This is a genomic window from Streptomyces sp. MMS24-W38, from assembly GCF_059889265.1.
The window spans coordinates 7,218,729-7,240,641 of the sequence record NZ_JCBCPP010000001.1 but is presented as its reverse complement, the minus strand read 5'-3'; the positions used below and the strand labels follow the sequence as shown (position 1 = coordinate 7,240,641).

The following is a 21,913-nucleotide window of genomic DNA, read 5'->3' as shown; positions in this document are numbered from 1 at the left end:
GGAACCACCCACGAGAGGAAGACACCACCAGCATGGCCATGGGGACGAAGGCTCGGCCGGCCGCGCCGCACGGTGCCGACAGCCACGAACTGATCCGCGTGCACGGCGCGCGCGTGAACAACCTCAAGGATGTCAGCGTCGAGATCCCCAAGCGCCGGCTGACCGTGTTCACCGGCGTCTCCGGCTCGGGCAAGAGCTCGCTGGTGTTCGACACGGTCGCCGCGGAGTCGCAGCGGCTGATCAACGAGACCTACAGCGCCTTCGTGCAGGGGTTCATGCCGACCCTGGCCCGGCCCGAGGTCGACGTCCTCGAGGGTCTGACCACCGCGATCATCGTCGACCAGCAGCGGATGGGGTCGGACCCCCGTTCCACGGTCGGCACCGCCACCGACGTCAACGCGATGCTGCGCATCCTCTTCAGCCGACTCGGCACGCCGCACATCGGCCCGCCCAGCGCGTACTCCTTCAACACCGCCTCGGTCCGGGCGAGCGGGGCGATCACCGTCGAGCGCGGCGACAAGAAGGCGGTGAAGGCGACCTACCAGCGCACCGGCGGCATGTGTACGCGCTGCGAGGGCCGGGGCACCGTCTCCGACATCGACCTCACCCAACTCTACGACGACTCCAAGTCGCTGGCCGAGGGCGCGTTCACCATCCCGGGCTGGAAGTCGGACAGCTTCTGGACCGTCGGGGTCTACGCCGAGTCGGGCTTCGTCGACCCGGACAAGCCGATCCGGGAGTTCACCGAGCAGGAGAGGCAGGACTTCCTGTACCGGGAGCCGGTCAAGGTGAAGGTCAAGGGGGTCAACCTCACCTACGAGGGACTGATCCCCAAGATCCAGAAGTCGTTCCTGTCGAAGGACAAGGAGTCGATGCAACCGCACATCCGGGCGTTCGTGGAGCGGGCCGTCGCCTTCACCACCTGTCCCGAGTGCGACGGCACCCGGCTCAGCGAGGGGGCCAGGTCGTCGAAGATCAAGGGCATCTCCATCGCGGACGCCTGCGCGATGGAGATCCGGGACCTGGCCGAGTGGGTCCGCGGCCTGTCCGAGCCCTCGGTGGCGCCGCTGCTCACCGCCCTCGGCGACAGCCTCGACTCGTTCGTGGAGATCGGGCTGGGCTACCTCTCGCTGGAGCGGCCGTCGGGCACGCTGTCGGGCGGCGAGGCGCAGCGCGTGAAGATGGTCCGCCATCTCGGCTCCCCGCTCACCGACATCACCTATGTCTTCGACGAGCCCACCATCGGCCTGCACCCCCATGACATCCAGCGGATGAACGACCTGCTGCTGCGGCTGCGGGACAAGGGCAACACGGTGCTGGTCGTGGAGCACAAGCCGGAGACGATCGCGATCGCCGACCATGTCGTCGACCTCGGTCCCGGCGCCGGCACGGCGGGCGGCACCGTCTGTTTCGAGGGCACCGTCGAGGGGCTGCGGGGCAGCGACACCGTCACCGGCCGTCATCTGGACGACCGGGCCGTCCTCAAGGAGTCGGTGCGCAAGCCCACCGGGGCACTGGAGATCCGCGGCGCGACGACGCACAACCTGCGCGGCGTCGACGTCGACGTTCCGCTCGGGGTACTCACCGTCGTGACCGGCGTCGCCGGCTCCGGCAAGAGTTCGCTCGTGCAGGGGTCGCTGTGCAGGCTGAAGGGGGAGGACGGCGAGGGCGTGGTCTCGGTCGACCAGAGCCCGATCCGCGGCTCGCGGCGGAGCAACCCGGCGACGTACACGGGGCTGCTCGACCCGATCCGCAAGGCGTTCGCGAAGGCCAACGGCGTCAAGCCGGCGCTGTTCAGCGCCAACTCGGAGGGTGCCTGCCCCACCTGCAACGGCGCCGGTGTCGTCTTCACCGACCTGGCGATGATGGCCGGGGTCGCCAGCACCTGCGAGGACTGCGAGGGCAAACGGTTCCAGGCATCGGTGCTGGAGTACCACCTCGGTGGCCGCGACATCAGCGAGGTGCTCGCGATGTCGGTGACGCGGGCCGAGGAGTTCTTCGGTGCCGGTGAGGCACGCACGCCGGCGGCGCACCGGATCCTCGGCCGGCTCGCCGACGTGGGGCTCGGCTACCTCACCCTCGGCCAGCCGCTGACCACGCTCTCCGGTGGCGAGCGGCAGCGGCTCAAGCTGGCCACCCACATGGCGGAGAAGGGCGGCGTCTACCTCCTCGACGAGCCGACCACCGGCCTGCACCTCGCCGACGTCGAGCAACTGCTCGGCCTGCTGGACCGGCTCGTCGACTCCGGCAAGTCGGTCGTGGTCGTCGAGCATCACCAGGCGGTCATGGCGCACGCCGACTGGATCATCGACCTCGGGCCGGGCGCCGGGCACGACGGCGGCCGGATCGTCTTCGAGGGCACCCCCGCCGACCTCGTCGCCGCCCGCTCCACCCTGACCGGCGAGCACCTCGCGTCGTACGTCGGCGCCTGAGAGGAGCGGCACCCTCGTGGAGGCGGCCCGGTCGTCAGCGGCCGGTCGTCTCCATGAGGGAGATGCGGGCCGTGATGCGTTTGCCGGTCGGCTCCGGCTGCACCTCCAGTCCGTGGGCGACGGCCATCACGATCTCCAGGCCGTGCTGTCCCACCCGGTCCGGGTTCGCGACCCTGGCCGCGGGCAGCACACCGCTGCCGTCCCGGACCATCACCTCGAGGGCGTCATCGGTGATGCACAGGTCCAGCCGGACGGGGCCGGGGGCGTATTTGCGGGCGTTGGTGACCAGCTCGCTGACCACGAGCTGGGTGATCTCCACCGCACGCGCCGAGACGGGCAGCCCGTCCTCCGTCCGGGCCCGCGTCAGGAACGCGGCGGCCAGCTGCCGGGCCTTCGCTATCCACGCGCCGTCACCGTCCAGGGCGTACGTCGCCCGTCGCGGTGTGCCCGGCAGCGTGCCTCCTTCGTTCACCGGAACTGGTTCCATTCGGTCCGCCTTCACTCACCGATCACACCGCGCGACTACCCGAAATGCCCGGCCGCACTCTCCGGCCCACCATGCCGGGCCGGAGAGTCGCTCACCGCTCGTTCGGTGAAATGTGTCGGGCGCGTCATACGGGGTTCCGGCCGCCCGGTGCCAGGGCGCCCACCGGTTCGGCCGGTTTCGGGGCCCGGGCCTCGGCGCGCAGGCGGCGGCCCCGACGGGTCGGGCCCCAGGGCTTGAGGAGCGAGACCACCGTCTTGAGGACGTAGACGGACCAGGCAGACAGGGACACGATCGGTCCGAAGAGGACATCGCCTCCATCGGGCAGGGGCTGCCCTGCGGCCACGGCGGCCGCGGACCCGGTGGTGTTCGCGGTGACACCGGGTGCGAGCAGCCCGAGGGTGAGCCCGAGCCGGCTCGCGGAGGAGACGACGTGGACGACGAGGAGGGCCCGGCACCGTGGGGCGGCTGAGTTTCACCTGCCCCACGGTGCCGGGCCCGGTCGCCGCGGGCGTCCCACAGCGGGAGTGCCCCCGGGTACTGGCCTCGGCGTACGCGAGGGCCCTCACTGGCCGCGCAGCCGTCCCGACTCCTCCAGCGTGCGCCTGACCGCGTCGGCCAGCCGGGGGCGGTCGCGTACGAAGCGGCGGGCGGCCCGTGCCGGTTCGCGGCTCAGCCGGTACACGGCCCCGCCCGGCACCGGACGCACCACTGCGCCCTCGTAGACCGGCAGTTCACGGGTCTTGAACGAGTCCTTGTAACGGGCCGGCCCGCTGCCCAGGTCGACCAGGTGGACCCCGTCGGCCGCCGCCGCCTCCAGCATCCGCAGGTGCAGCACCAGCCCCGGGGAGTACTTGCCGTAGTCGCGGTCGTAGGCGGGGAACCACCAGGAGAGCACCGTGGGTGAGCGCAGCCCGAAGTGGGCGGCCACGGGACGGCCGGCGGCGTACAGCACGGAGAGCAGTCCACGGCACTCGGGCTCGTCGCCGCCCGCGAGCCGTTCCACCAGAGCGGTGATCCACTGCTGTGCGAACCGGTCCCGACGGCCGGTGCGCCGGTACTGGGCGGACTTCCAGCGCATCAGCGCCCGTAACGCGTCCGGGTCGTGCGCGTCGTACACGAACCGCACCTCGCCGACCTGGCGGGCGAGCCTGCGCTCCTTGGCCAGGGTCTGCCGGAGGAACCCGGGGGCGGTCGCGCGCAGCCGTCGGGTGTAGGACTCGAATCCCTCACCGATGTCGACGACGGGGCTGGCGAGTTCCTCGGTGGCATGCGGTACGAAGAGGTGCTGACCGGCCTCCAGATTGTCGAACTCCCATGAGGAGAGGGCGCAGGCGGCCAGGAGGCGGCGGGGGTCGAGCCGGATGCCGGGGCGCAGGACGGCGCCCTGGCTGTCCGACACGCCGAGGCCGATGGCCCTGCCCTGTCCCCATGCCCCCCTCTCGTACGGAAAGAAGCCGACGGGTGTGCCGTCCTCCTCGAGTACGGCGACCCTGGCTCCCGGCCTGCCCTGCCCGACGGCCGCGGTGAACGCCGGGTCGAGGAACGGGTTCTCCGGTGCGCCGGATTCGCTGCGCAGATGCCTCCACGTCTTGTACTCGGTGGGGCCCAGTTCGTCCGGTCGCAGAACGAGAACGCGCTTTCGGGACATGAGGGTCTCCTGTGTCGTCATGGTTCCGGGGACACGCGGAGGCCTGCCGCGTTGCATCGGCGTGCGGCGCGCGAGCGGCCACCGGAAAGTACACGGGCCACGCGGTGCAGGCCTCGGGCGGTACTGCGGTCGCTCAGCAGCGAAGAGTCTGTGATGCGGCGGCGTCGCGGGCCGGGCCCGCCGGTTCCGCGCCGCGTGGAGCACCCGGCGGGTACGGGGCGAGGACGCCTCGCTCGGAGGGAACCGCGTTCATCCGGCCGTCCGTCGCCGCCTGGTGTGCCGCTCCGGTCGCGCCCGCGGTCCTCGGCGAGCGTGCCAGGGGGCGGTGGAGGCAGGCGTCCTGCGTACCGGGCGAGGGCTCGCGGACGCGTTGGGGCGCGGGGTCCTGAGCAGCCGTGGGGGCGGGGGCGGCCGTGGGGTGGGTCACCGCGTGCCGGTCCGCCACGTCGGCGACCACCGGCGAGCACAGGTGCGCGAGGAGTATCGACGTCAGCAGAACGATCGCCGCCGCCCATCGAGGCCGCACCCCGTCACCTCCCGACGTGCATCCCGGCGGGGGCCGGCATACCGGGCCGGTGCCGGGCGTCCCCCCGGAACGTCCGCCCGGAACGCCTTCCAGTAGCGCCGAGCGCGTCCTGCCTCGTCAAGCCCCCGGCACCGCAACGGGACGCACTCTGCGCGCCCCGGCCGCAGTGCTCCACTGCCGCATCACCGGTCGCGTCGTCGGATGCCGTCGGACGCCGACGGGTGCCCCCGGGAGGATCCGCGGCTCAGGCGTTCGGTATGTGCCGGTGGGCCGAGCCCGCGGTGGCGCTGAAGCGGGTGCGGTAGGCGCCGGGGGTGACGCCGAGTTCGCGCTGGAAGACCCGACGCATGGTTTCCGGGCTGCCGAATCCGGCGTGCCGGGCGACGGCGTCCAGTGGGTCGGTCCCGGTCACCAGCGAGGTGCAGGCCGGTTCCAGGCGCACCTGTTCCACGAACCGCGCGGGCGAGGTGTCGGTCTCCGCCCGGAAGAGCCGGGTGAGGTGCCTGGGGCTGAGCCCGACCTGGCGGGCCAGGGAGTCAAGGGTGTGCTCGGCCGCCGGATTCTCCATGACGAGGTCCAGCACCGTGCGCAGCGCTGGGGTGCCGGGCGACGGCACGGGCCGCGTCGCCGCCGTCCGGCTTCGCCGCCCGCTCGGACGCCACCGGATTTCCCGCATTGGCATGGACCTGATACTCCGGGCCCGCTAAGCTCTGCCCAACTCCGATGAGAGCGCTCTCAGATGCGGTTGTTCCACCCCCACCTTGCTGGAACGACGAAGGGCAACTTCCCATGAGACGCACCCGATTCACGCATGCCTGCGTGGCCGCCCTGCTCATGCTCGGCAGCTGGACCGCGGCCGGCACCCTGCCCGCCTCGGCGAGTGACACTCCCGACTCCGCGGAATCCGCCGCCCGGGCCGATCCCGCGCCGGCCTCCGCGGCCCTGCTGCGGGCGATGCAGCAGGACTTCGGCCTGTCCCCCGCCCGGGCCGAGGCACGGCTGGCCGCCGAACGACGGGCCACCGATCTCGAACCCGAGGCCGTCAAGACCGCCGGATCCGCCTACGGCGGCGCCTGGTTCGACGCGAAGAGCGAGAAACTGACCGTCGCGGTCACGTCGGACGCGGACGCGTCGACGGTCCGCGACCTCCGCTCCTCCGGCGTGGCCGTCCGCGTCGTCGAGCACAGCGCACGGCAACTCGACGCGGCCAAGTCCCGGCTGGACCGCCTCGACGCACCTTCGGGCGTGAGCAGTTGGTCCGTCGACCCGACCGCCAACACGGTGGTGGTGAACGTCGTCGAGGGCGAACGGGGCGACAACGATGTCCGCCGGTTCCTCTCCGAGGCCCGCGAGGCCGGACCGGTCACCGTGCGCACCGTGGAGGCCGCCGCGGAGACCTTCGCCGCGGGGACGGTGGGCGGCGACCCCTACTACACGGGCAACGTCCGCTGCTCCATCGGCTTCTCGGTGCACGGCGGCTTCGTGACCGCCGGGCACTGCGGTGGCGTGGGCGGCCAGGTGCGGGGCTGGGACGGCTCGTACATCGGCAACTTCCAGGGCTCCTCGTTCCCGGGCGACGACTACGCGTGGGTCAACGTGGGCAGCGGCTGGTGGACGGTTCCGGTGGTGCTCGGCTGGGGCACGGTCTCCGACCAGCTGGTACGCGGCTCGAACGAGGCTCCCGTCGGCGCCTCGATCTGCCGCTCCGGCTCGACTACCCGCTGGCACTGCGGCAGGGTCCTGGCCAAGAACGAGACCGTCAACTACAGCCAGGGCTCGGTGCATCAGATGACGAAGACGAGCGTCTGCGCCGAACCCGGCGACTCGGGCGGCTCGTTCATCAGCGGTGACCAGGCGCAAGGCGTCACCTCCGGCGGCTGGGGCAACTGTTCCGGCGGGGGCGAGACCTGGTTCCAGCCGATCAACGAGATCCTGAACCGCTACGGCCTGACCCTGCACACGGCCTGACCTTCCCCCGACGGCACGTGGCACCGACGAAGCAAGCCCGGTTCCCGAACACATCGTTCGGGAACCGGGCTTGTGGTGGAGCGCTGGGCAGGCCTTGCACCTGCATCTCCCCGCAGGAAGCGGGGCGTCTTTCCTTGGACCACCAACGCATGGCCTGGATCCGGGAGTTCCGGCGCCTTGACGTGCGTCAATCATAACCACACTCGCCTCGGGCAGTCACATCGGGCGGGCGAGCGGCGCGGGAGGTGGTCCGGTGGGTGCGGTGGCGCCGCCGGTCAGTCCCTGATCAGCACGGCCCGTGGCGTCGCACCCGGCTGCCCCGCCGAGCCCGACCCTTCCGCCTCGCCCGTACCGGAGCGGGCGCCCGCGAAGTTCTTCTCGACCTCCGCCTTCTCCGCCGCGTTCGGGTAACGGTTGGTGCACGCGGTTCCCGCGCTGGAGCCGGACATCAGGCTGGAGCAGGGGCCCGGCTTGCGGTCCGGCAGGCCCAGGATGTGCCCGAGCTCGTGGGCCGAGATGCGGATCGTGTCGTATCCCTGGTTCACGGCCTGGCGGCCGATGTAGACGGTGCCGCCGCCCAGACCGGCGGGCAGGGCGCGGGGCCAGCCGTTGTCCGCCAGGACCCGGATATCGGCGCGCTGCCCGGACGCGGCCGGGCGGAGTTCCACGGCGTCGACGCTCTCGTTCCAGACCGCCGCGCCGCGGTCGACGGCGGACCTGAACTCCGCGGAGCCGCTCGCGTCGTAGGTGAGCACGCGGGCGGCCAGGGGCTGCTCGGGCACACCGGGCGGGGCCGCCACGGCCTGGCCGCTCGACAACATGGGGAAGGACATCACCAGAACCGTGGCCAGGCTTCCGGTCAGCGTACGGATGCGCATGGTCGACCTCCTCGTGGGGGGAAGGGCGGTCGTGCTCATGACACTCAGGGCCTCCCTGCCCGTCGGGCGAGGGCGGCAATCCGTCAATCGGCCCTCGCCCGTCCGACAACGGTCCCCCAGGATTCAGAAGCCGTGTCGCTGAGTCCTGTGCGAAGGATCGGTTGGACTTCCGGATCACGCGGGGGCAGTGTGGACAGGGTTCCCACGTCCCACGGCACATCCCTGCATCACACCCGGAGAACACCAGATGAACCACGTCATCAATCCCGAGCGCTACGACAGCACCATGCGCTACCGGCGCACCGGGCGTTCGGGACTCGACCTCCCCCTGCTGTCCCTGGGCTACTGGCACAACTTCGGCGACGACCGGGCCTTCGAGACCCAGCGTGAGATCGCCCTGCGCGCCTTCGACCTCGGCATCACCCACCACGACCTGGCGAACAACTACGGTCCGCCCTACGGGGCCGCGGAGATCAACTTCGGCCGGCTGATGAAGCAGGACCTGGCCCCGTACCGGGACGAGCTGGTGATCTCCACCAAGGCCGGCTGGGACATGTGGCCGGGCCCCTACGGCCAGGGCGGCGGCTCGCGCAAGTACCTGCTCGCCTCCCTGGACCAGTCGCTGAAGCGCATGGGCCTGGACTACGTGGACATCTTCTACTCCCACCGGCTCGACGCCACCACTCCCCTCGAGGAGACCATGGGCGCGCTCGACACCGCGGTCCGCCAGGGCAAGGCCCTGTACGTCGGTATCTCCTCCTACGACGCCGAGCGCACCCGGCAGGCAGTCGCCATCCTCCGGGACCTGGGAACTCCGCTGCTGATCCACCAGCCGTCGTACAGCATGCTGAACCGCTGGATCGAGACGGAGGGACTGCTGGACGTGGCCCAGGAGGAGGGCTTCGGAATCATCGGGTTCACCGCACTGGCGCAGGGCCTGCTGACCGGACGGTATCTGGACGGTGTGCCGGAGGGGTCGCGGGCGACGCAGGGCAAGTCGTTCGACGTCTCATGGCTCACGGACGACATGCTGCACCGACTGCGCGCCCTCAACGGCATCGCGGCCCGCCGCGGGCAGACGCTCGCCCAGATGGCGCTGGCCTGGGCCCTGCGGGACCGGCGTGTCACCTCGCTGGTCATCGGCGCGTCCCGCACCGAGCAGCTGGAGCAGAACGTCGCCGCGCTGGAGAACCTGGACTTCAGCGACGAGGAGCTGGCCGAGATCGACAAGTACGCCACCGACGGCGGCGTCGACCTGTGGCGCGAGGCCCGTCTCGGCACCATGGGCTGAGCCGGGGCACCGGCTCGTCCTCGCGCGAAAACGACCCCGGCCGGGGTCGTTCTCGGCGGCCCCGGCGCCTCCCTCTCCAAGGCCGCCGGGGTCCTTTGGGTGTTCGGCGCGCCTAACGCGAGGAGAGGTACTTCTCGACGCCCGGGGCCGTGTGCGCCTCCTCGGCGTTCACCACGCTGCCGACCGCCTTCGCGTCGGGCTTGAGCACATACGTCTCGACGCTCGCCGGACGGTCGACCTCGGAGAAGTTCTGCGCGGTACCGAGGCCCGTGTCGGCGTTCTTCTGGGAGCGGTGCGCCTTGACCACGTCCTCGCGGCTGAGGCCGCCCGCTTCGCAGGCCGCCTTCAGGTCGGCGCCCATGAGCTGCGCGGCGTTGTAGCCGGAGAGCACTCCGGAGTCGACCGGCGAGTCCGGGTACTTCTTCTCGTACGACGCCACCATGCGCTGCACGCCCGGCAGTTCGGAGCTGACGGCGGGCGCGGCGCTCACGATGTGCAGCATGGCCGCCAGAGCCGGTGCGGCGGGGGTCTCCATCAGCTGGGGCGCGTAGCCCGGCGCGCTGCTGACGACGGGGACGCGCAGGCCTCGGGAGGCGGCGACGCCGACGAGGGAGGCCGTCTGGGCGGGTCCCGCGCTGATCAGAACGGCCTTCACGCCCTCCTTGCGCAGGGCCGAGACCTGCGCGGACAGGTCGGTGTCCGTGGCCTGGATCTTCTGGCCGGCCACCTTCAGCCCGGCCTGCTCCGCCGCCCAGGTGGAACCTTCCAGCGCGTTGGCGCCGTAGTCGCCCTCGAAGTAGACGTGGCCGATGGTGTCGCCCTTCTTCAGCCCCTTGGTGCGGGTGAGGAAGTCGACCGCGGCGATCATGTCGACGTCGTAGGTGGTGCCGAGGACCTGGATGGCCTCCTTGCCGAGCAGGGAGGCCGCCCAGGCCTGCGGGAAGGTGAGCATCTTGTCGCGCTCGATGTCGTCGAGCAGGGCGGCGACGACCGGCGAGCCGATGACCTGCGGCAGGGCGACGACGTCCGGGGCGATGTCGGCGTAGGCCGTGACCGCCTTCTGCACGTCGTATCCGTGGTCCTTGACGACGATCTCCACCTCGCGGCCGCAGATGCCGCCATCGGCGTTGGTCTCGTCGGCCCACATCTGCTGGGCCTGCACGATGCTCTTGCCGAGCGTGGCGTAGGGGCCGGTCAGGTCGGTGAGGGCGCCCAGCCTGATGGTCTCGGCGCTGACGCCGGGGCCGGTGCGGACGCCGTCGGCGGCGGCGCCGCCCCCGTTGCCGTCGTCCGCCTTGGAGCTGCATCCGGTGGCCGCGAGCAGCAGGGCGAGGGCGCCGGCGAGCGCGGCGGGGGCGGTGCGACGCCGGTCGCGGGGCCGGTGATGCGTGGTGTTCACGGGGTGTGCTCCTTGGATCGTGCGGCTGCGGCCGGGCGCTGAGGTGAGGAAACTGAGTCGGCTGGGTCGGCTGAGCCCGTGGCGGGAGCACGGGGGCGGCTGCGTCCTACGCGGTCGCGGACCCGACGGGCCAGGCCGTGCAGCCCGTCGGGCGCGTACAGCAGGACGACGACGATCGCGGCGCCGTAGAGATAGCGGGCGGCCTCGGTGGGGCCCACGGAGCCCTCCCCCGATCCTGGGGCGGCCACCAGCGGGAGCTGGTCGGCGTAGCGGGTCATCAGCAGCGGGAGCGCGGTGACGAACACGGCGCCGGCGGTGGCTCCGGCGACGGAGCCGAGCCCGCCGATGACGATCATGGCGAGGTAGTCGACGGAGAGGACCAGGGAGAAGTAGTCCGGGACGACCCGGCGGAAGGAGAGTGCGAGGAGCACGCCCGCCAGGCCCGCGTACATGGACGACACCACGAAGGCCGCCGAGCGGTGGCGGGCGACGTCGACGCCCATCACCGCCGCCGCGGTCTCGCTGTCGCGCAGGGCGGCCAGTGCCCGCCCGGAACGGCCGCGCAGCAGGCCGCGGGCGGTGAACCAGGTGAACCCGAACAGCGCCAGGCCCAGGAACCACAACCGCTCCTCCGCGCCGAACGGCACCCCGAGCACGGTCAGTTCGGGGTCGCTCTCCGCGAAGGTGAAGCCGCCGAGGGTGAGCGGGGGCACGGAGCGGCCGTTGAATCCGCCGGTGACGGAGTCGGCGGTCAGCAGGACGTGGTGACCGAGGAAGACCAGGGCGAGGGTGGCGATGCCCAGGTAGATGCCCTTCACCCGGGCGGCGACGGGGCTGAACAGCCCGCCCGCCGCTCCGGTGAGCGCCACGGCGAGGAGTGCGGCGAGGGCCGGGGGCAGTCCCGGTCCGGGCTCGCCCGCCAGATAGGCGTAGCCGTAGGCGCCGACGGCGAGGAAGAAGGCGTGGCCGAGGGAGAGTTGTCCCGCCGTGCCGGTGAGCAGGGCGAGGCCGACGGCGCCGATGGCCGCCGCCATGGAGAACAGGCCGATGCGGAGCCAGAAGGCGTCCAGGTAGAACGGCGGGAGGCACAGGACGGCGGCGAGGAGCAGGATGCGGACCGGGCGGTGGGTCAGGGCACCGAGGAGACGGTCAGACACGGGCCGCTCCCTTCGCGCCGAACAGCCCGGCGGGCCGTACCAGGAGCACCAGCAGCATCACGGCGTACGGGGCGACGTCGCCGAATCCCTCACCGAGGACGTGCAGGTCGGACTGGTGGCCGACGACCAGCGCCTCGGTCAGGCCGATGAGCAGGCTGCCCGCGAGGGCGCCGGTCGGGGAGGCCAGCCCGCCGAGGATCGCGGCCGGGAACGCGTTGAGGGCGATCTGACCGGTGGTGCGCTCCAGGCCCGGTGCCGGGAACGCGGCGAGGAACACCGCGGCCAGCGCGGCGAGCGCGCCCGCCAGGCACCAGGCGCCTGCCCGCACCCGGCTGAGCCGTACGCCCATCAGGGCGGCGGCCTCCAGGTCCTCCGTCGCCGCCCGCAGGGACAGCCCCCACGAGGTGAACCGGAAGAGCGCGAACACGGCGCCGATGACCACCGCGGACACCACGATCGCCGCGAGCCGGCTGTCGGCGACGGTCACCGGCCCCAGTTCGGTCACCGCGTCACCCCACGGGTCGCCCAGGGACAGCAGGTCGCCGCCGATGCGCCGGGCCAGGTCGGTCAGCAGGACGATGTCGACGCCGATGGTGACGATGGTCTGCACATGGGCGGAGTGCGCGTCCTGTCCGCCGCGTTGCAGCAGGAACCGGTCGAGCGCGCCCGCGAGGGCCGCGGTGGTGAGGACCGCCAGCGCCAGCGCGCCGGCGAAGCCGAGGTCGTCGTGCAGGACGGCGGTGAGGTACCCGCCGAACAGGAGCAGGGAGCCGTGGGCGAAGTTGAGGACGCCGGACGCCTTGAAGATGACGACGAAGCCGAGGGCGACCAGCGCGTAGACCGCGCCGAGCGCGACGCCGCCGAGGACGTTGTCCAGGAAGCCGGTCATGCTGCGTCCTCCCCCTGGGTGTCGGTGCCGAGGTAGGCGCGCAGCACCTCGGGGTCCTGACGGACCTCGTCGGGGGTGCCGTGGGCGATGGGGCGGCCGAAGTCGAGCACGGTGACGTCGTCGGCGAGGCGCATGACCAGTCCCATGTCGTGCTCCACGAGGAGGACGGACAGGCCGAGTTCGGACCGCAGTTCGCCCACGACCTCGGCCGTGCGGGTGCGTTCGGCGGAGTTCATGCCCGCCACCGGTTCGTCGAGCAGCAGCACACGTGGTTCCAGGCAGAGGGCGCGGGCGAGTTCCACGCGCTTGCGGTCGCCGTACGGCAGCAGCGCCACGGGCCTGTCGAAGTGGGCGCCGAGGCCGGTCAGTTCGGCGATCTCGCGGGCCCGGGCGCGGTGCTCGCGCTGTTCCCGCACGGCTCGTGGCAGACGCAGAGCACCGGCGGCGAAGCCGGATCGGGACAGGGCGTGGCGGCCGAGCATCAGGTTGTCGGCGACCGTGCCGTGGGTGGTGACGATGTTCTGGAAGGTACGGGCCACCCCGAGCGCGGCGATGCGGTGCGGGGCGATCCGGGTCAGCTCGGTGTCGCCGAGTGTCACCGTGCCGGCGGCCGGACGGCACAGCCCGGACAGTACGTTGAAGCAGGTCGACTTGCCGGCGCCGTTGGGGCCGATGAGCGCGTGCACAGAGCCCGGGGCAACGGTGAAGGAGACGTCGTCGAGCGCGGTGAGTCCGGCGAAGCGCACGGTGACGCCCCGTACGTCGAGCACGGGGGGCGCGGGCGGTGCGGTGGTGGTGGTGCGGTCGTTCACGCGGCCCCCTGGTCCTCGGCCGCCTCGCCCAGGTAGAGGCGGCGTACGGCATCGGTGCGGGCGAGTTCGTCGGCGGGGCCGGACAGGCGGGTCTCGCCGACCTCGAGGACATGGGCGTGATCGGCGAGGGAGAGCGCCATGCCCGCGTTCTGCTCGACCAGGAGCACGGCGGTGCCCTGGGTGTTGATCTCGCGGATCACTTCGGCGATCCGCTGCACCATCTGCGGCGCGAGGCCGAGGGAGGGCTCGTCGAGGAGCAGCAGCCGGGGTGCGGCCATCAGGGCGCGGCCGATGGCGAGCATCTGCTGCTCGCCCCCGGACAGCAGGCCCGCGGCCTGGTGGGTGCGTTCGGCGAGACGGGGGAAGAGCGCGAACACGCGCTCCCGCGCCTCGTGGACCTGGTCCCGGCCGCGCCGGCCGAGTCCCAGACCGCCGCTGCGGAGGTTCTCGTCGACCGTGAGCCCGGCGAACACCCGCCGCCCCTCGGGGACCTGGACGACCCCGGCGCGTACCGCCGTCACCGGGTCCCTGCCGTCGAGCACGGTGCCGCCGTAGCGGATGCGGCCGGCCGTGATCGCGCCACGGTGCAGGCGCAGCGTGCCGGACACGGCGCGCAGCAGGGTCGTCTTGCCCGCGCCGTTGGCGCCGAGCAGGGTGACGACGCCGCCGTGCGGCACGGTCAGGGAGACGGAGCGGAGGGCGGACAGGGCTCGCCCGTACGTCACGTCGACGTTCTCGACGCACAGCGCGGGCCGGTCGTCCGGTGGTGCTTGGGGCATCACGGCTCCTCGGGGCCGTGCCGCACGGCGGCGACGGCTTGGACGGCAAGGGAGCTCACGACACCACGGGCGCGAACGGCCGGTACAGGCTCCGGGCCCCGCTCGCTGCGCCGTCCCAACGGGGGCTGTCCCGGGTTGTGCGGCTGCCCAGGACCGGGTTCAGCCGCGGGCGCGGAGGTAGGCCTCCAGTTCGGCCGCCCCCGTCAGCATGGCCCGCCCGCGGGCGGACAGCCGGCCGTGCCAGTCGTGCAGTGTCGCCCCCAGCGGCTCCGGCCCGCCTGCCGACCGCACCTGCGCGACGATCGGGGCGATCTGCTCCAACAGGTAGCCGCCCCGCCTGAGTTGGTGGGCCAGCCGGGCGTCCCGTACGTCGGCCTCCGCGTAGACGCGGTAGCCGGTCACCGGGTCGCGGCGCGGGCTCACCAGCCCGGCGCGCTCCCACTTGCGCAGTGTCGCGGGCCGGATGCCGAGCTCCCCCGCCAGCGGCCCGATGAACCGTCCGCCGGTCCCGGACACCGCCGTGCCGGGTTCGGGCACCGCGGTGGAGGCCAGGTCGCCGAGGGCCCGCTCCACCGCCTGCAGGGTCCGCCGGTCGTCGAGCAGTTGGGCGTGGCTCTCGTCGACGGTCCGCAGGGCCTCGTCGACCGCGCCCCGGTTCACGGCCCGCATGACCGACGTCGCCACCGCGTGGCCGTGGCCGGGCACCAGGGCGAGGAAGGCGCGCAGGGCACCCGCGTGCAGCGGTGTGTAGGTCCGGTAGCCGTGGGGGGTGCGGTCGGCGGGCGGGAGGATGCCGGCCTCCTCGTAGTTCCGGACGGCCTGCGTGGACAGACCGTGCCCGCGTGCCAGGTCGATCGGCCTGAGTCGTTCCCCGTTTTGAAGGTTTCGTCCCACGGGTCCGATGGTATCGCGGGAAAGTCTCCACCGTGAGTTCAACGATAGCGTTGAGGGCATGGCTACTGGCATCAAGGACATCACCCGTGCCGTGACGGCCGCCGCCGTCACGGAGCTGCTCGGGGCCCGGCCGCGGGTCCTCGCCCTCGGCGAGCCCACCCACGGCGAGGACACTCTGCTCGGCCTGCGCAACGACGTCTTCCGGCAGCTCGTCGAGCGGGAGGGCTACCGGACCGTGGCGATCGAGAGCGACTGTCTGATGGGCCTGGTCGTGGACGAGTACGTCACCTCGGGCACGGGCACCCTCGACGAGGTCATGGAGCGCGGGTTCAGCCACGGGTTCGGCGCGTCCGCGGCCAACCGCGAACTCGTGCGCTGGATGCGGGAGTACAACGTCGGACGGCCCGCGTCCGAGCGGCTCCGCTTCGCCGGTTTCGACGGCCCGCTGGAGATCACCGGCGCCGCGAGCCCCCGGCAGGCCCTCACCGCACTCCACGGTTTCCTCGCCGCCCGACTCGCCCCGGACCTGCTCCCCTGCACCGCGGAAACCCTGGACCGTCTGCTCGGCGCCGACGACCGGTGGACCCACCCCACCGTCATGACGGACCCGGCCCGGTCCGTGGGGCGGTCGGCCGAGGCCGGGGAGCTGCTGCTGCTCGCCGACGACCTGGTGGCGCTGCTCGAGGCCGAGACGCCGCACCTGATCGCGGCGACCTCGCGGGACGGCTGGGAGAGGGCGCGCCTGTACGGGCGTACCGCCACCGGCCTGCTGCGCTACCACTACTGGCTGGCCGACACCTCACCGGGCCGCATGACACGGCTGCTGGGCCAGCGGGACCGGATGATGGCCGACAACCTCCTCGCCCTCGCCGAACGGGGCCCGACCCTGGTCTTCGCGCACAACGCCCATCTCCAGCGGGACAAGAGCACGATGCGCATGTGGGACCAGCCGCTGCTGGAGTGGTGGAGCGCCGGTGCGCTCGTGAGCGCCCGCCTGGGCCAGGAGTACGCCTTCCTGGCCACGGCCCTCGGCACGATCCGCCACCGGGGAGTGGGCACCCCGCCGGCGGACAGCCTCGAAGGGCTCCTGTACGCGCTTCCGGAGGACCGCTGCGTCGTCGACGGCGCCCTGCTGGCCGGCCTCCTCGGCGACCGGCCGCCCGCCCCCCCCCCCCCCGGGAGTCCCCCTGGTTCGGTTACATGCCGCTCGACCCGGCCCACCTGACCGGGATCGACGGGCTGGTGTTCGTCAAGGACGTTCCGCAGGTCTGATGGGCGGTCAGCGCGGGAGGAGCCTGCGGGCGGTCAGGGCGAGGGTGACCTCGACCAGGTCGAAGGGGCGGGACAGGGAGCGCCCCGTCAGTTGTTCGTAGCGGCGCAGGCGGTTGAGGACGGTGTTGCGGTGGCAGTACAGCCGTCTGCTCGCCCGCTGGGCCGAGCCGTCGCAGGCCAGCCAGGTGGCCAGGGTGTCCAGCAGGATCTCCGCGTCGGCGGGCTCGAGGTGCGCCAGCGGGCCGAACAGCCGGTCGGCCAGCGCGGTGCCGAGGTCGGGGGACGACACCACCAGCGCCGCCGGCAGGTGTTCCGTCAGCCGGACCGTGCCGCCGGTCTCCGGGCACAGGCTCAGCGCGGTGTCCGCCAGCCTGCGCGCCTCTCCCACCGCCGCGAGCCCTTCGACGGCGCTGCTGACCCCCACCCGTAAGCCCGGCGGCTGCTCGTCCGCCACCACCGGCTCCGTGTCGTCGTCGACCCGTACGATGCCGTGGTCCGCGTCCACACCCGTGTGCCAGTGCACGCGCACACCCGGAGCGAGGACCGCTTGGGCACCGGGACAGGCGGTGAGCCCGCCACCGCCGACCGCGACCACCACGTACCGGCCCTGCTCCGGCAGCTCCAACGCGAGCGCGGCCTCGGGCAGGTCGGCGATCCTGCTGGTTCCGTCCAGCAGCGCCGCGGTCAGCAGCCGCACCCTGTTCTCCCGCCGCCAGGCCAGCTGCCGCTCGGTCTGCCGGTAGGCGTCCGCCACGACGGTGCAGTGCTCGTCGACGAAGTGCCACACGTCCGACGCCACGTGCACCAGCAGCCGTACGTCCTCGGGGGCCGCCCGGGAGGTCTCGTCGACCAGGCCCTGCCACACCAGGGAGCCGCCGAGGCGGAAGGCGTGCAGCACCGCGTCCAGCGGCAGCCCCTGCTCGGCGCGCGTGGCGCCGATCTTCCAGGAACAGCGGCGCGCGGCGTCGCGGGCGCCGCGCGGGTCCAGCAGAGAGGAGATGCTGTGCCGCAGTGAGCGGTGCACCTCCTGCCAGATCTCGGTGGCATCGTGCTCGATCGCCGCTCGGTAGGCGGGCTCCTGGTCCTGGAGCACGGCGACCAGTTGGTCGGTGAGCCGGGGCAGGTCGTCCAGCAGGACCCGGGCGGCGCGGTGCAGCACGCGGAGCGCGTCGGCGTCGATCAGTGACCGCACACGCGGGGTCCGTGGCCGCGGTGCGGGTACGGACACGGGTCCGGGGCGGGGCAGGCCACGTGGCCGTACAGCGTGTCGCATCGCGCATCTCCCCCAGGGTCGGCTTCCCGGCGGCGCCCGCGTGGCGGTCCGCGCACCGGCCACCGACCGGCCACGGAGCCCGTGGGCGGCCGCCACCTGACTCGTCCTGCCCCGAAGGATCGCATACCGTCCGGTCGGTCCCTAGAGGTGTGCACTGGCCTTTTCCGCCTGTTCGACCAGCCGGACGAGCTCGACCCGGGAGCGGACGCCCAGCGCCGCGAAGACGTTGCGCAGGTGGTAGTCGACGGTGCGGGTGCTGACGGACAGGCTCAGGGCCACTTCCCGGTTGGTGGCGCCCTCGGCGACACACCGTGCGATCCGCAGTTGCTGCGGGGTCAGCCGGGACAGGCCCCGCCCGTCGCGCCGGGGCGGCTCGCCGGTGCCGGCCCCGCCCGGCGCCGCGCCGCCCGCGCGCAGCTCCGCGCCCGCCTGGCGCGCCCACGGGTACGCGCCGCAGCGCTCGAAGTCCACCAGCGCCTCCCCGAGCCGCGCCCGCGCCTCACGCAGCCGGCGTCGACGGCGCAGCCACTTGCCGTGCAGCAGTTCGGTGCGGGCCCGTTCGAAGTCGCCGGACGTCTCGTCGTGCCGGTCCAGGGCCCGCAGGTACAGCTCGTCGGCCGCCTCCGGTGCGGCCAGCAGGGCACGGCAGCGCAGGAGTTGGGCGGGAGCCTGCGGGTCGGCGCCGCACCCGGCCCACAGCGCGAAGTCCTCGACCACCGCGCGGGCGCGCTCGGGCTGCCCGGCCAGTGCGGCGGCCTCCACGAAGCAGGGGACGGCGAGCATCCACACCGCGAAGTGCCCGCGCCGCGCACCGGGGCGCACCAGGGGGCCGAGCCGGTCGGCGGCCTCGCGGGGGCGGCCCGCACCCAGGTCGGCGCGGGCCGCCGCCCACTGGGCGAGCATGGCGGCCTGCGCCAGTCCGTGCCGGCGGGCCGTGGCGAGCGCGGTCGCCGTGTGCTCGGCGACGCGTTCCTGCGCCCCCTCGATCGATGCTGCGAGGGCCAGCACCGCGTGGTGGTGGGCGGCCGTGTTCCGCTGCCCGGTCCGGCGCGCGGCGCGCAGCCCCTCCTCCGCGTGGGTCCGGGCGAGTTGGTGGCGGCCGGCACGCAGTTCGGCGTAGGCCAGGTATTCCAGGGCCCTCGGTTCGAGGGCTGCGGCCCTCAGGGTGCGTGCCGCGGCCAGCGCCCGCGCCCCGGCCCGGCGGGCGGCGGTCACGTCGCCGAGCATGAGTGCCGCGGCGGCCGAACGCAGCAGCCGCTCGGGCTCGGTGGCGGGACGGCCCCGCTCCACCACCCGGGTCAACGGGGCGGCGGCAAGGTCGAACCGCCCCTGGAGGACCGCCCGCATACCGTCCCGGTGGTCGCGGAGCAGGGCGACCGGGCCGTGGTCCCCGGTCCGGGGCAGGGCGCTCGCGTCTCCGGTTCCGGGCGGGGCCTCGTGGGCGAGGGCGCGGAGGCAGGCCGCCGGGTCGCCCGCGGCCCACGCCGCGTCCGCCGCGCCGAGGACTGCCGCGCCGGACTCCGCGGGGCTCGGGTCCGCGAGGAGGGAGGCGGCGAGCAGGAAGGACTCGCGGGCGTCGTCCACCGGGCCGTCGGCCAGGAGCACCCGGGCGCGGAGCAGTTCGGCACGGCCCCGCACCGGGGCGGGTGCCGGGCAGGCCGCGGCGGCGTCGAGCAGCCGCAGGGCCTCGGGCTGATGCCCGGCGAGCAGGGCCTGTTCCGCGGCGGCCGTGTACCGGTGCGCGCGCTCCGCGCCGTCCGGTGTCAGTTCGGCGGCACGCACCTGGGCAGTACGGCGCGGACCGGGCGGCAGCCCGGACGTCACGTCGGCTGCGGCAGCGGCCAGTTCCGCGGCGAGGCCGGCGTCGGGGCCCGGGACGGTCCACGAGCGGTGCAGCAGGGCAGGCACGCCGTGCGGTGCCGGGAGCGCCCCGGCCAGCGCGCGGTGCGCGGCGCGGCGGCGTTCGGACGGCGCACCGGCGTACACCGCCCTGCCGAGCAGCGCGCTGCGGAACCGGATCCGGCCCTCGAAAAGCACGAGCAGGTCGGGCAACTCCTCTCCGTCAAACAGTGGTTCGGCATGCGGTACCGGTACGGAGCAGGCGGCGGTCGCTCCCACGTCCGGTACCTCCCCCCGTCCTTCGAGTACGGCCGCCGCCCGCCGTACGAGCGACGCCTCGGCGTCCGGCTCGCCCGGGACACGTGTCGCCGCCGCGACCGACAACAGCAGGTCGGCGTGGTCGGGCCGCACACCGGTCAGGCACCCGCCGGCGACGGCGGCCAGTGTCCCGGCGTCGGCCGGTGGGCGGGGCAGCGCGCGCCGACCGCGGAGTTGGGCGGGCGAGAGGCGGTGGGTCAGGGCCACCAGCAGTGCGGGATTGCCCTGCGCCTCGGTCACCAGTTCGTCGCGGACGGCGGGGTCGACGGCACCGTCCGTCAGGTCGTGCAGGAGTCCCGCCGCGTCCCCGGGCGTGAGCGGGGCGAGGTCCAGCACCGGCAGTCCGGCAAACTCCGGGGCCACGGGCCGGTGTCCCGGTACGGTGAGGAGCAGCCCGACCCGGTGGGCGCCGTCCGCCGCGTGCACGCGTGCCGCCGCCCGGCCCAGCACGGCGCGCGAGGCGGGGTCCCACAGGTGTGCGTCGTCCACGCACACCAGCAGGGCCGAACGGGCCGACGCCTCGCGCAGGACGTCCAGGAACACCTCGTCCGCCGTACCGTCGTCGGACAGGCCCACGGAGCGGCCGGCGGCACGCAGCAGGGTGCGCAGACCGCTGTGCGGCCGCGGGGTCCGGGCCGGATCGGCTCGGACGTGCCACACCGGTCCGGCGCGGAAGGAGCGTGCGGCGAACGCCAGGAAGGCCGTACGTCCGCCACCGGGTTCACCGGTCACCACATGGGCACCGCCGTCGGTGCCCAGCCCGTCCAGCAGCGCGGCGAGCGCCTGCCGTCGGGGGCCCGGGCGGTACCGGGGCGGAGCGGGTCCGGGAGTCGTCTGTCCGGTCATCTCCGTGACGTTACTCATGCGTAAGAAACGGCGGAAGGCGTCCGTCCGCACGCATGAACCGGCCCAACCACCTTTCTACCAGCGGCCTTTCGTCGTGAAAGCGGAGAACGGAGTGTGCTGCGGACCAAGTTGAGCGGCCCCCGGTGGTGCACACGCACAACGCCGGTGGCGGCCCGCGCACCGCGTGCGGGCCGCCACCGGGTCGAGGTCCGGTGGAACCTCAGGACGTGTGCGGGCAGTTGCCCCGCGCCTCCTCGATCGTCAGGCTCCGCTGCGGCAGCGGGCACAGGAACCGCTCGTAGCGGGTGTCGTTGTCGATGAACCGCTTCAGCCACGAGATGCTGTACTTCGCGATCGTGGTGTTGTTCGAGTTGGGCGTGAAGTGGGTGGCGTTGTTCAGTTCCAGGTAGGCCCGGTCGAGGGAGGACGGCAGACCGGTGTAGAGGGGCTCGGCGTGGGTGGAGACCGGGGCGACCGTGTCGCCGTCGGCCCCGAAGATCAGGGTCGGGGTGCGGACCTCGGGCCAGGTCTTGTCGAGGTTCCAGGGCGTCAACGGGATCGCCGCCTGCAGTGAGGGGCGGTCCTTCGCGGCTTCGAGGGTGCCGCCGCCGCCCATCGAGTGGCCCATGACGCCGAGGCGGCTGCTGTCGATGCGGCTGCGGACCGCACTGCTCCGGGTCAGGTAGTCCAGCGCGGCCAGCAGCTGGTCACCGCGGGAGGCGGGCTGGTCGAGCGTGGTGTTCGTGTCGATGGTGAACACCACGAAGCCCTGCGAGGCCAGGCGCGGGCCCAGCCAGGCGATGGAGGACTGGTAGGCGGTGTAGCCGGGCGAGATGGCGATCGCGCCGAACGTTCCGTCGGCGGTGCTGTTCGGATAGTAGATGGTGCCTCCGCCGAAGCCCCTCACGGAGAGCGAGGAGACGGAGACGTCGGAGACGGAGTACGGGCCGCGCAGCGCCTCGATGCTGGATTCGGTCGGCGCCGGACCGCGCTCGTAGGGGTTGTCCGCGGCGTGGGCGCCGGGACCGGTGAGGGTGGTGAGGCCGACGACGGCGGCGACGGCCGCGGCCAGTCCGGCGAACCGTCCGGTTCTGCCACGCCGGGTGCGGCTCGGGTGCGTGGTCACGGCCGAGGTGCTGGTGTGGGGGTGCTGCTGCACGACGAGTGGTCCTCTCTGTCGCGGCGAGCCGCCCGGCGGCCGGTGC

Annotated in this window: 18 protein-coding genes and 1 pseudogene; 4 read left to right on the top strand and 15 right to left on the bottom strand. The window is 73.1% G+C overall.

Features of this window, described 5'->3' with window-relative positions; genetic code table 11:
* Positions 1 to 32 precede the first annotated feature (32 nt).
* Complete coding sequence (locus tag AC6F7H_RS32010; protein WP_500761319.1) at positions 33 to 2,432, top strand: ATP-binding cassette domain-containing protein; 2,400 nt, start codon at positions 33 to 35, stop codon at positions 2,430 to 2,432.
* Between the two features lie 34 nt (positions 2,433 to 2,466).
* Here AC6F7H_RS32010 and AC6F7H_RS32005 read toward each other — a convergent pair whose 3' ends face one another.
* From AC6F7H_RS32005 to AC6F7H_RS31985, 5 genes are all read right to left on the bottom strand, one after another.
* Positions 2,467 to 2,919 carry an ATP-binding protein gene (locus AC6F7H_RS32005; RefSeq protein ID WP_500761317.1) on the bottom strand — a complete coding sequence of 151 codons (453 nt, stop codon included), beginning with the start codon at positions 2,917 to 2,919 and terminating at the stop codon, positions 2,467 to 2,469.
* Positions 2,920 to 3,043: 124 nt separating this feature from the next.
* Complete coding sequence (locus AC6F7H_RS32000) at positions 3,044 to 3,208, bottom strand: hypothetical protein (protein WP_500761315.1); 165 nt, start codon at positions 3,206 to 3,208, stop codon at positions 3,044 to 3,046.
* A 273-nt stretch (positions 3,209 to 3,481) separates the two neighbouring features.
* The gene (locus AC6F7H_RS31995) at positions 3,482 to 4,567 is read right to left on the bottom strand and encodes a GNAT family N-acetyltransferase (protein WP_500761313.1); all 1,086 of its coding nucleotides are present in this window, start codon (positions 4,565 to 4,567) and stop codon (positions 3,482 to 3,484) included.
* A 133-nt stretch (positions 4,568 to 4,700) separates the two neighbouring features.
* Positions 4,701 to 5,093 carry a hypothetical protein gene (locus tag AC6F7H_RS31990; RefSeq protein WP_500761311.1) on the bottom strand — a complete coding sequence of 131 codons (393 nt, stop codon included), beginning with the start codon at positions 5,091 to 5,093 and terminating at the stop codon, positions 4,701 to 4,703.
* 244 nt (positions 5,094 to 5,337) lie between these two features.
* The gene (locus tag AC6F7H_RS31985) at positions 5,338 to 5,775 is read right to left on the bottom strand and encodes a helix-turn-helix domain-containing protein (protein WP_500761309.1); all 438 of its coding nucleotides are present in this window, start codon (positions 5,773 to 5,775) and stop codon (positions 5,338 to 5,340) included.
* A 107-nt stretch (positions 5,776 to 5,882) separates the two neighbouring features.
* Here AC6F7H_RS31985 and AC6F7H_RS31980 point away from each other — a divergent pair, with 107 nt between their 5' ends.
* Positions 5,883 to 7,061 (top strand): S1 family peptidase, encoded by a 1,179-nt coding sequence (locus AC6F7H_RS31980; RefSeq protein ID WP_500761307.1) that lies wholly within the window; start codon positions 5,883 to 5,885, stop codon positions 7,059 to 7,061.
* A 275-nt stretch (positions 7,062 to 7,336) separates the two neighbouring features.
* On the opposite strand, the gene AC6F7H_RS31975 is transcribed toward AC6F7H_RS31980, so the two are convergent.
* On the bottom strand, positions 7,337 to 7,939 hold the full coding sequence (locus tag AC6F7H_RS31975; protein WP_500761305.1) for a snapalysin family zinc-dependent metalloprotease: 603 nt from the start codon (positions 7,937 to 7,939) through the stop codon (positions 7,337 to 7,339).
* A gap of 247 nt (positions 7,940 to 8,186) precedes the next feature.
* Between AC6F7H_RS31975 and mgrA the strand changes: the two genes are divergently transcribed.
* Complete coding sequence (gene mgrA, locus AC6F7H_RS31970) at positions 8,187 to 9,230, top strand: L-glyceraldehyde 3-phosphate reductase (protein ID WP_500761303.1); 1,044 nt, start codon at positions 8,187 to 8,189, stop codon at positions 9,228 to 9,230.
* A 112-nt stretch (positions 9,231 to 9,342) separates the two neighbouring features.
* On the opposite strand, the gene AC6F7H_RS31965 is transcribed toward mgrA, so the two are convergent.
* From AC6F7H_RS31965 to AC6F7H_RS31940, 6 genes are all read right to left on the bottom strand, one after another.
* The gene (locus AC6F7H_RS31965; RefSeq protein ID WP_500761301.1) at positions 9,343 to 10,629 is read right to left on the bottom strand and encodes an ABC transporter substrate-binding protein; all 1,287 of its coding nucleotides are present in this window, start codon (positions 10,627 to 10,629) and stop codon (positions 9,343 to 9,345) included.
* Complete coding sequence (locus tag AC6F7H_RS31960) at positions 10,626 to 11,786, bottom strand: branched-chain amino acid ABC transporter permease (protein ID WP_500761299.1); 1,161 nt, start codon at positions 11,784 to 11,786, stop codon at positions 10,626 to 10,628. The genes AC6F7H_RS31965 and AC6F7H_RS31960 overlap by 4 nt, the downstream gene beginning before the upstream one ends.
* The gene (locus tag AC6F7H_RS31955; RefSeq protein WP_500761297.1) at positions 11,779 to 12,675 is read right to left on the bottom strand and encodes a branched-chain amino acid ABC transporter permease; all 897 of its coding nucleotides are present in this window, start codon (positions 12,673 to 12,675) and stop codon (positions 11,779 to 11,781) included. Before AC6F7H_RS31955 ends, AC6F7H_RS31960 begins: the two co-directional genes overlap by 8 nt.
* Entirely contained in the window at positions 12,672 to 13,487 is an 816-nt protein-coding gene (locus tag AC6F7H_RS31950) for an ABC transporter ATP-binding protein (protein ID WP_500761295.1), read from the bottom strand. Before AC6F7H_RS31950 ends, AC6F7H_RS31955 begins: the two co-directional genes overlap by 4 nt.
* On the bottom strand, positions 13,484 to 14,266 hold the full coding sequence (locus tag AC6F7H_RS31945) for an ABC transporter ATP-binding protein (protein WP_500761293.1): 783 nt from the start codon (positions 14,264 to 14,266) through the stop codon (positions 13,484 to 13,486). Before AC6F7H_RS31945 ends, AC6F7H_RS31950 begins: the two co-directional genes overlap by 4 nt.
* 159 nt (positions 14,267 to 14,425) lie before the next feature.
* The gene (locus tag AC6F7H_RS31940) at positions 14,426 to 15,160 is read right to left on the bottom strand and encodes a TioE family transcriptional regulator (RefSeq protein ID WP_500761291.1); all 735 of its coding nucleotides are present in this window, start codon (positions 15,158 to 15,160) and stop codon (positions 14,426 to 14,428) included.
* Positions 15,161 to 15,218: 58 nt separating this feature from the next.
* On the opposite strand from AC6F7H_RS31940, the pseudogene AC6F7H_RS31935 reads away from it, so the two are divergent.
* Positions 15,219 to 16,432: pseudogene (locus AC6F7H_RS31935) on the top strand (erythromycin esterase family protein).
* Between the two features lie 7 nt (positions 16,433 to 16,439).
* On the opposite strand, the gene AC6F7H_RS31930 reads toward AC6F7H_RS31935, so the two are convergent.
* The 3 genes from AC6F7H_RS31930 to bdeA all read right to left on the bottom strand — a co-directional run bounded on the left by AC6F7H_RS31930 (position 16,440) and on the right by bdeA (position 21,867).
* Entirely contained in the window at positions 16,440 to 17,705 is a 1,266-nt protein-coding gene (locus AC6F7H_RS31930) for an RsbRD N-terminal domain-containing protein (RefSeq protein ID WP_500761289.1), read from the bottom strand.
* Positions 17,706 to 17,846: 141 nt separating this feature from the next.
* Entirely contained in the window at positions 17,847 to 20,708 is a 2,862-nt protein-coding gene (locus AC6F7H_RS31925) for a helix-turn-helix transcriptional regulator (protein ID WP_500761288.1), read from the bottom strand.
* A gap of 220 nt (positions 20,709 to 20,928) precedes the next feature.
* A complete protein-coding gene (gene bdeA / locus AC6F7H_RS31920; RefSeq protein WP_500761287.1) occupies positions 20,929 to 21,867 on the bottom strand; it encodes a bis(hydroxyethyl) terephthalate hydrolase in 939 nt (312 codons plus the stop codon).
* Between the last annotated feature and the right edge of the window lie 46 nt (positions 21,868 to 21,913).

Excerpts from the sequence above, each read along its gene's own strand:
- AC6F7H_RS32010 (WP_500761319.1), top strand. The coding sequence starts at position 33 with ATGGCCATGGGGACGAAGGCTCGGCCGGCCGCGCCGCACGGTGCCGAC.
- AC6F7H_RS32005 (WP_500761317.1), bottom strand. The coding sequence starts at position 2,919 with ATGGAACCAGTTCCGGTGAACGAAGGAGGCACGCTGCCGGGCACACCG.
- AC6F7H_RS31995 (WP_500761313.1), bottom strand. The coding sequence starts at position 4,567 with ATGTCCCGAAAGCGCGTTCTCGTTCTGCGACCGGACGAACTGGGCCCC.
- AC6F7H_RS31985 (WP_500761309.1), bottom strand. The coding sequence starts at position 5,775 with ATGCCAATGCGGGAAATCCGGTGGCGTCCGAGCGGGCGGCGAAGCCGG.
- AC6F7H_RS31980 (WP_500761307.1), top strand. The coding sequence starts at position 5,883 with ATGAGACGCACCCGATTCACGCATGCCTGCGTGGCCGCCCTGCTCATG.
- AC6F7H_RS31975 (WP_500761305.1), bottom strand. The coding sequence starts at position 7,939 with ATGCGCATCCGTACGCTGACCGGAAGCCTGGCCACGGTTCTGGTGATG.
- mgrA (WP_500761303.1), top strand. The coding sequence starts at position 8,187 with ATGAACCACGTCATCAATCCCGAGCGCTACGACAGCACCATGCGCTAC.
- AC6F7H_RS31955 (WP_500761297.1), bottom strand. The coding sequence starts at position 12,675 with ATGACCGGCTTCCTGGACAACGTCCTCGGCGGCGTCGCGCTCGGCGCG.
- AC6F7H_RS31945 (WP_500761293.1), bottom strand. The coding sequence starts at position 14,266 with ATGCCCCAAGCACCACCGGACGACCGGCCCGCGCTGTGCGTCGAGAAC.
- AC6F7H_RS31930 (WP_500761289.1), bottom strand. The coding sequence starts at position 17,705 with ATGCGACACGCTGTACGGCCACGTGGCCTGCCCCGCCCCGGACCCGTG.
- AC6F7H_RS31925 (WP_500761288.1), bottom strand. The coding sequence starts at position 20,708 with ATGACCGGACAGACGACTCCCGGACCCGCTCCGCCCCGGTACCGCCCG.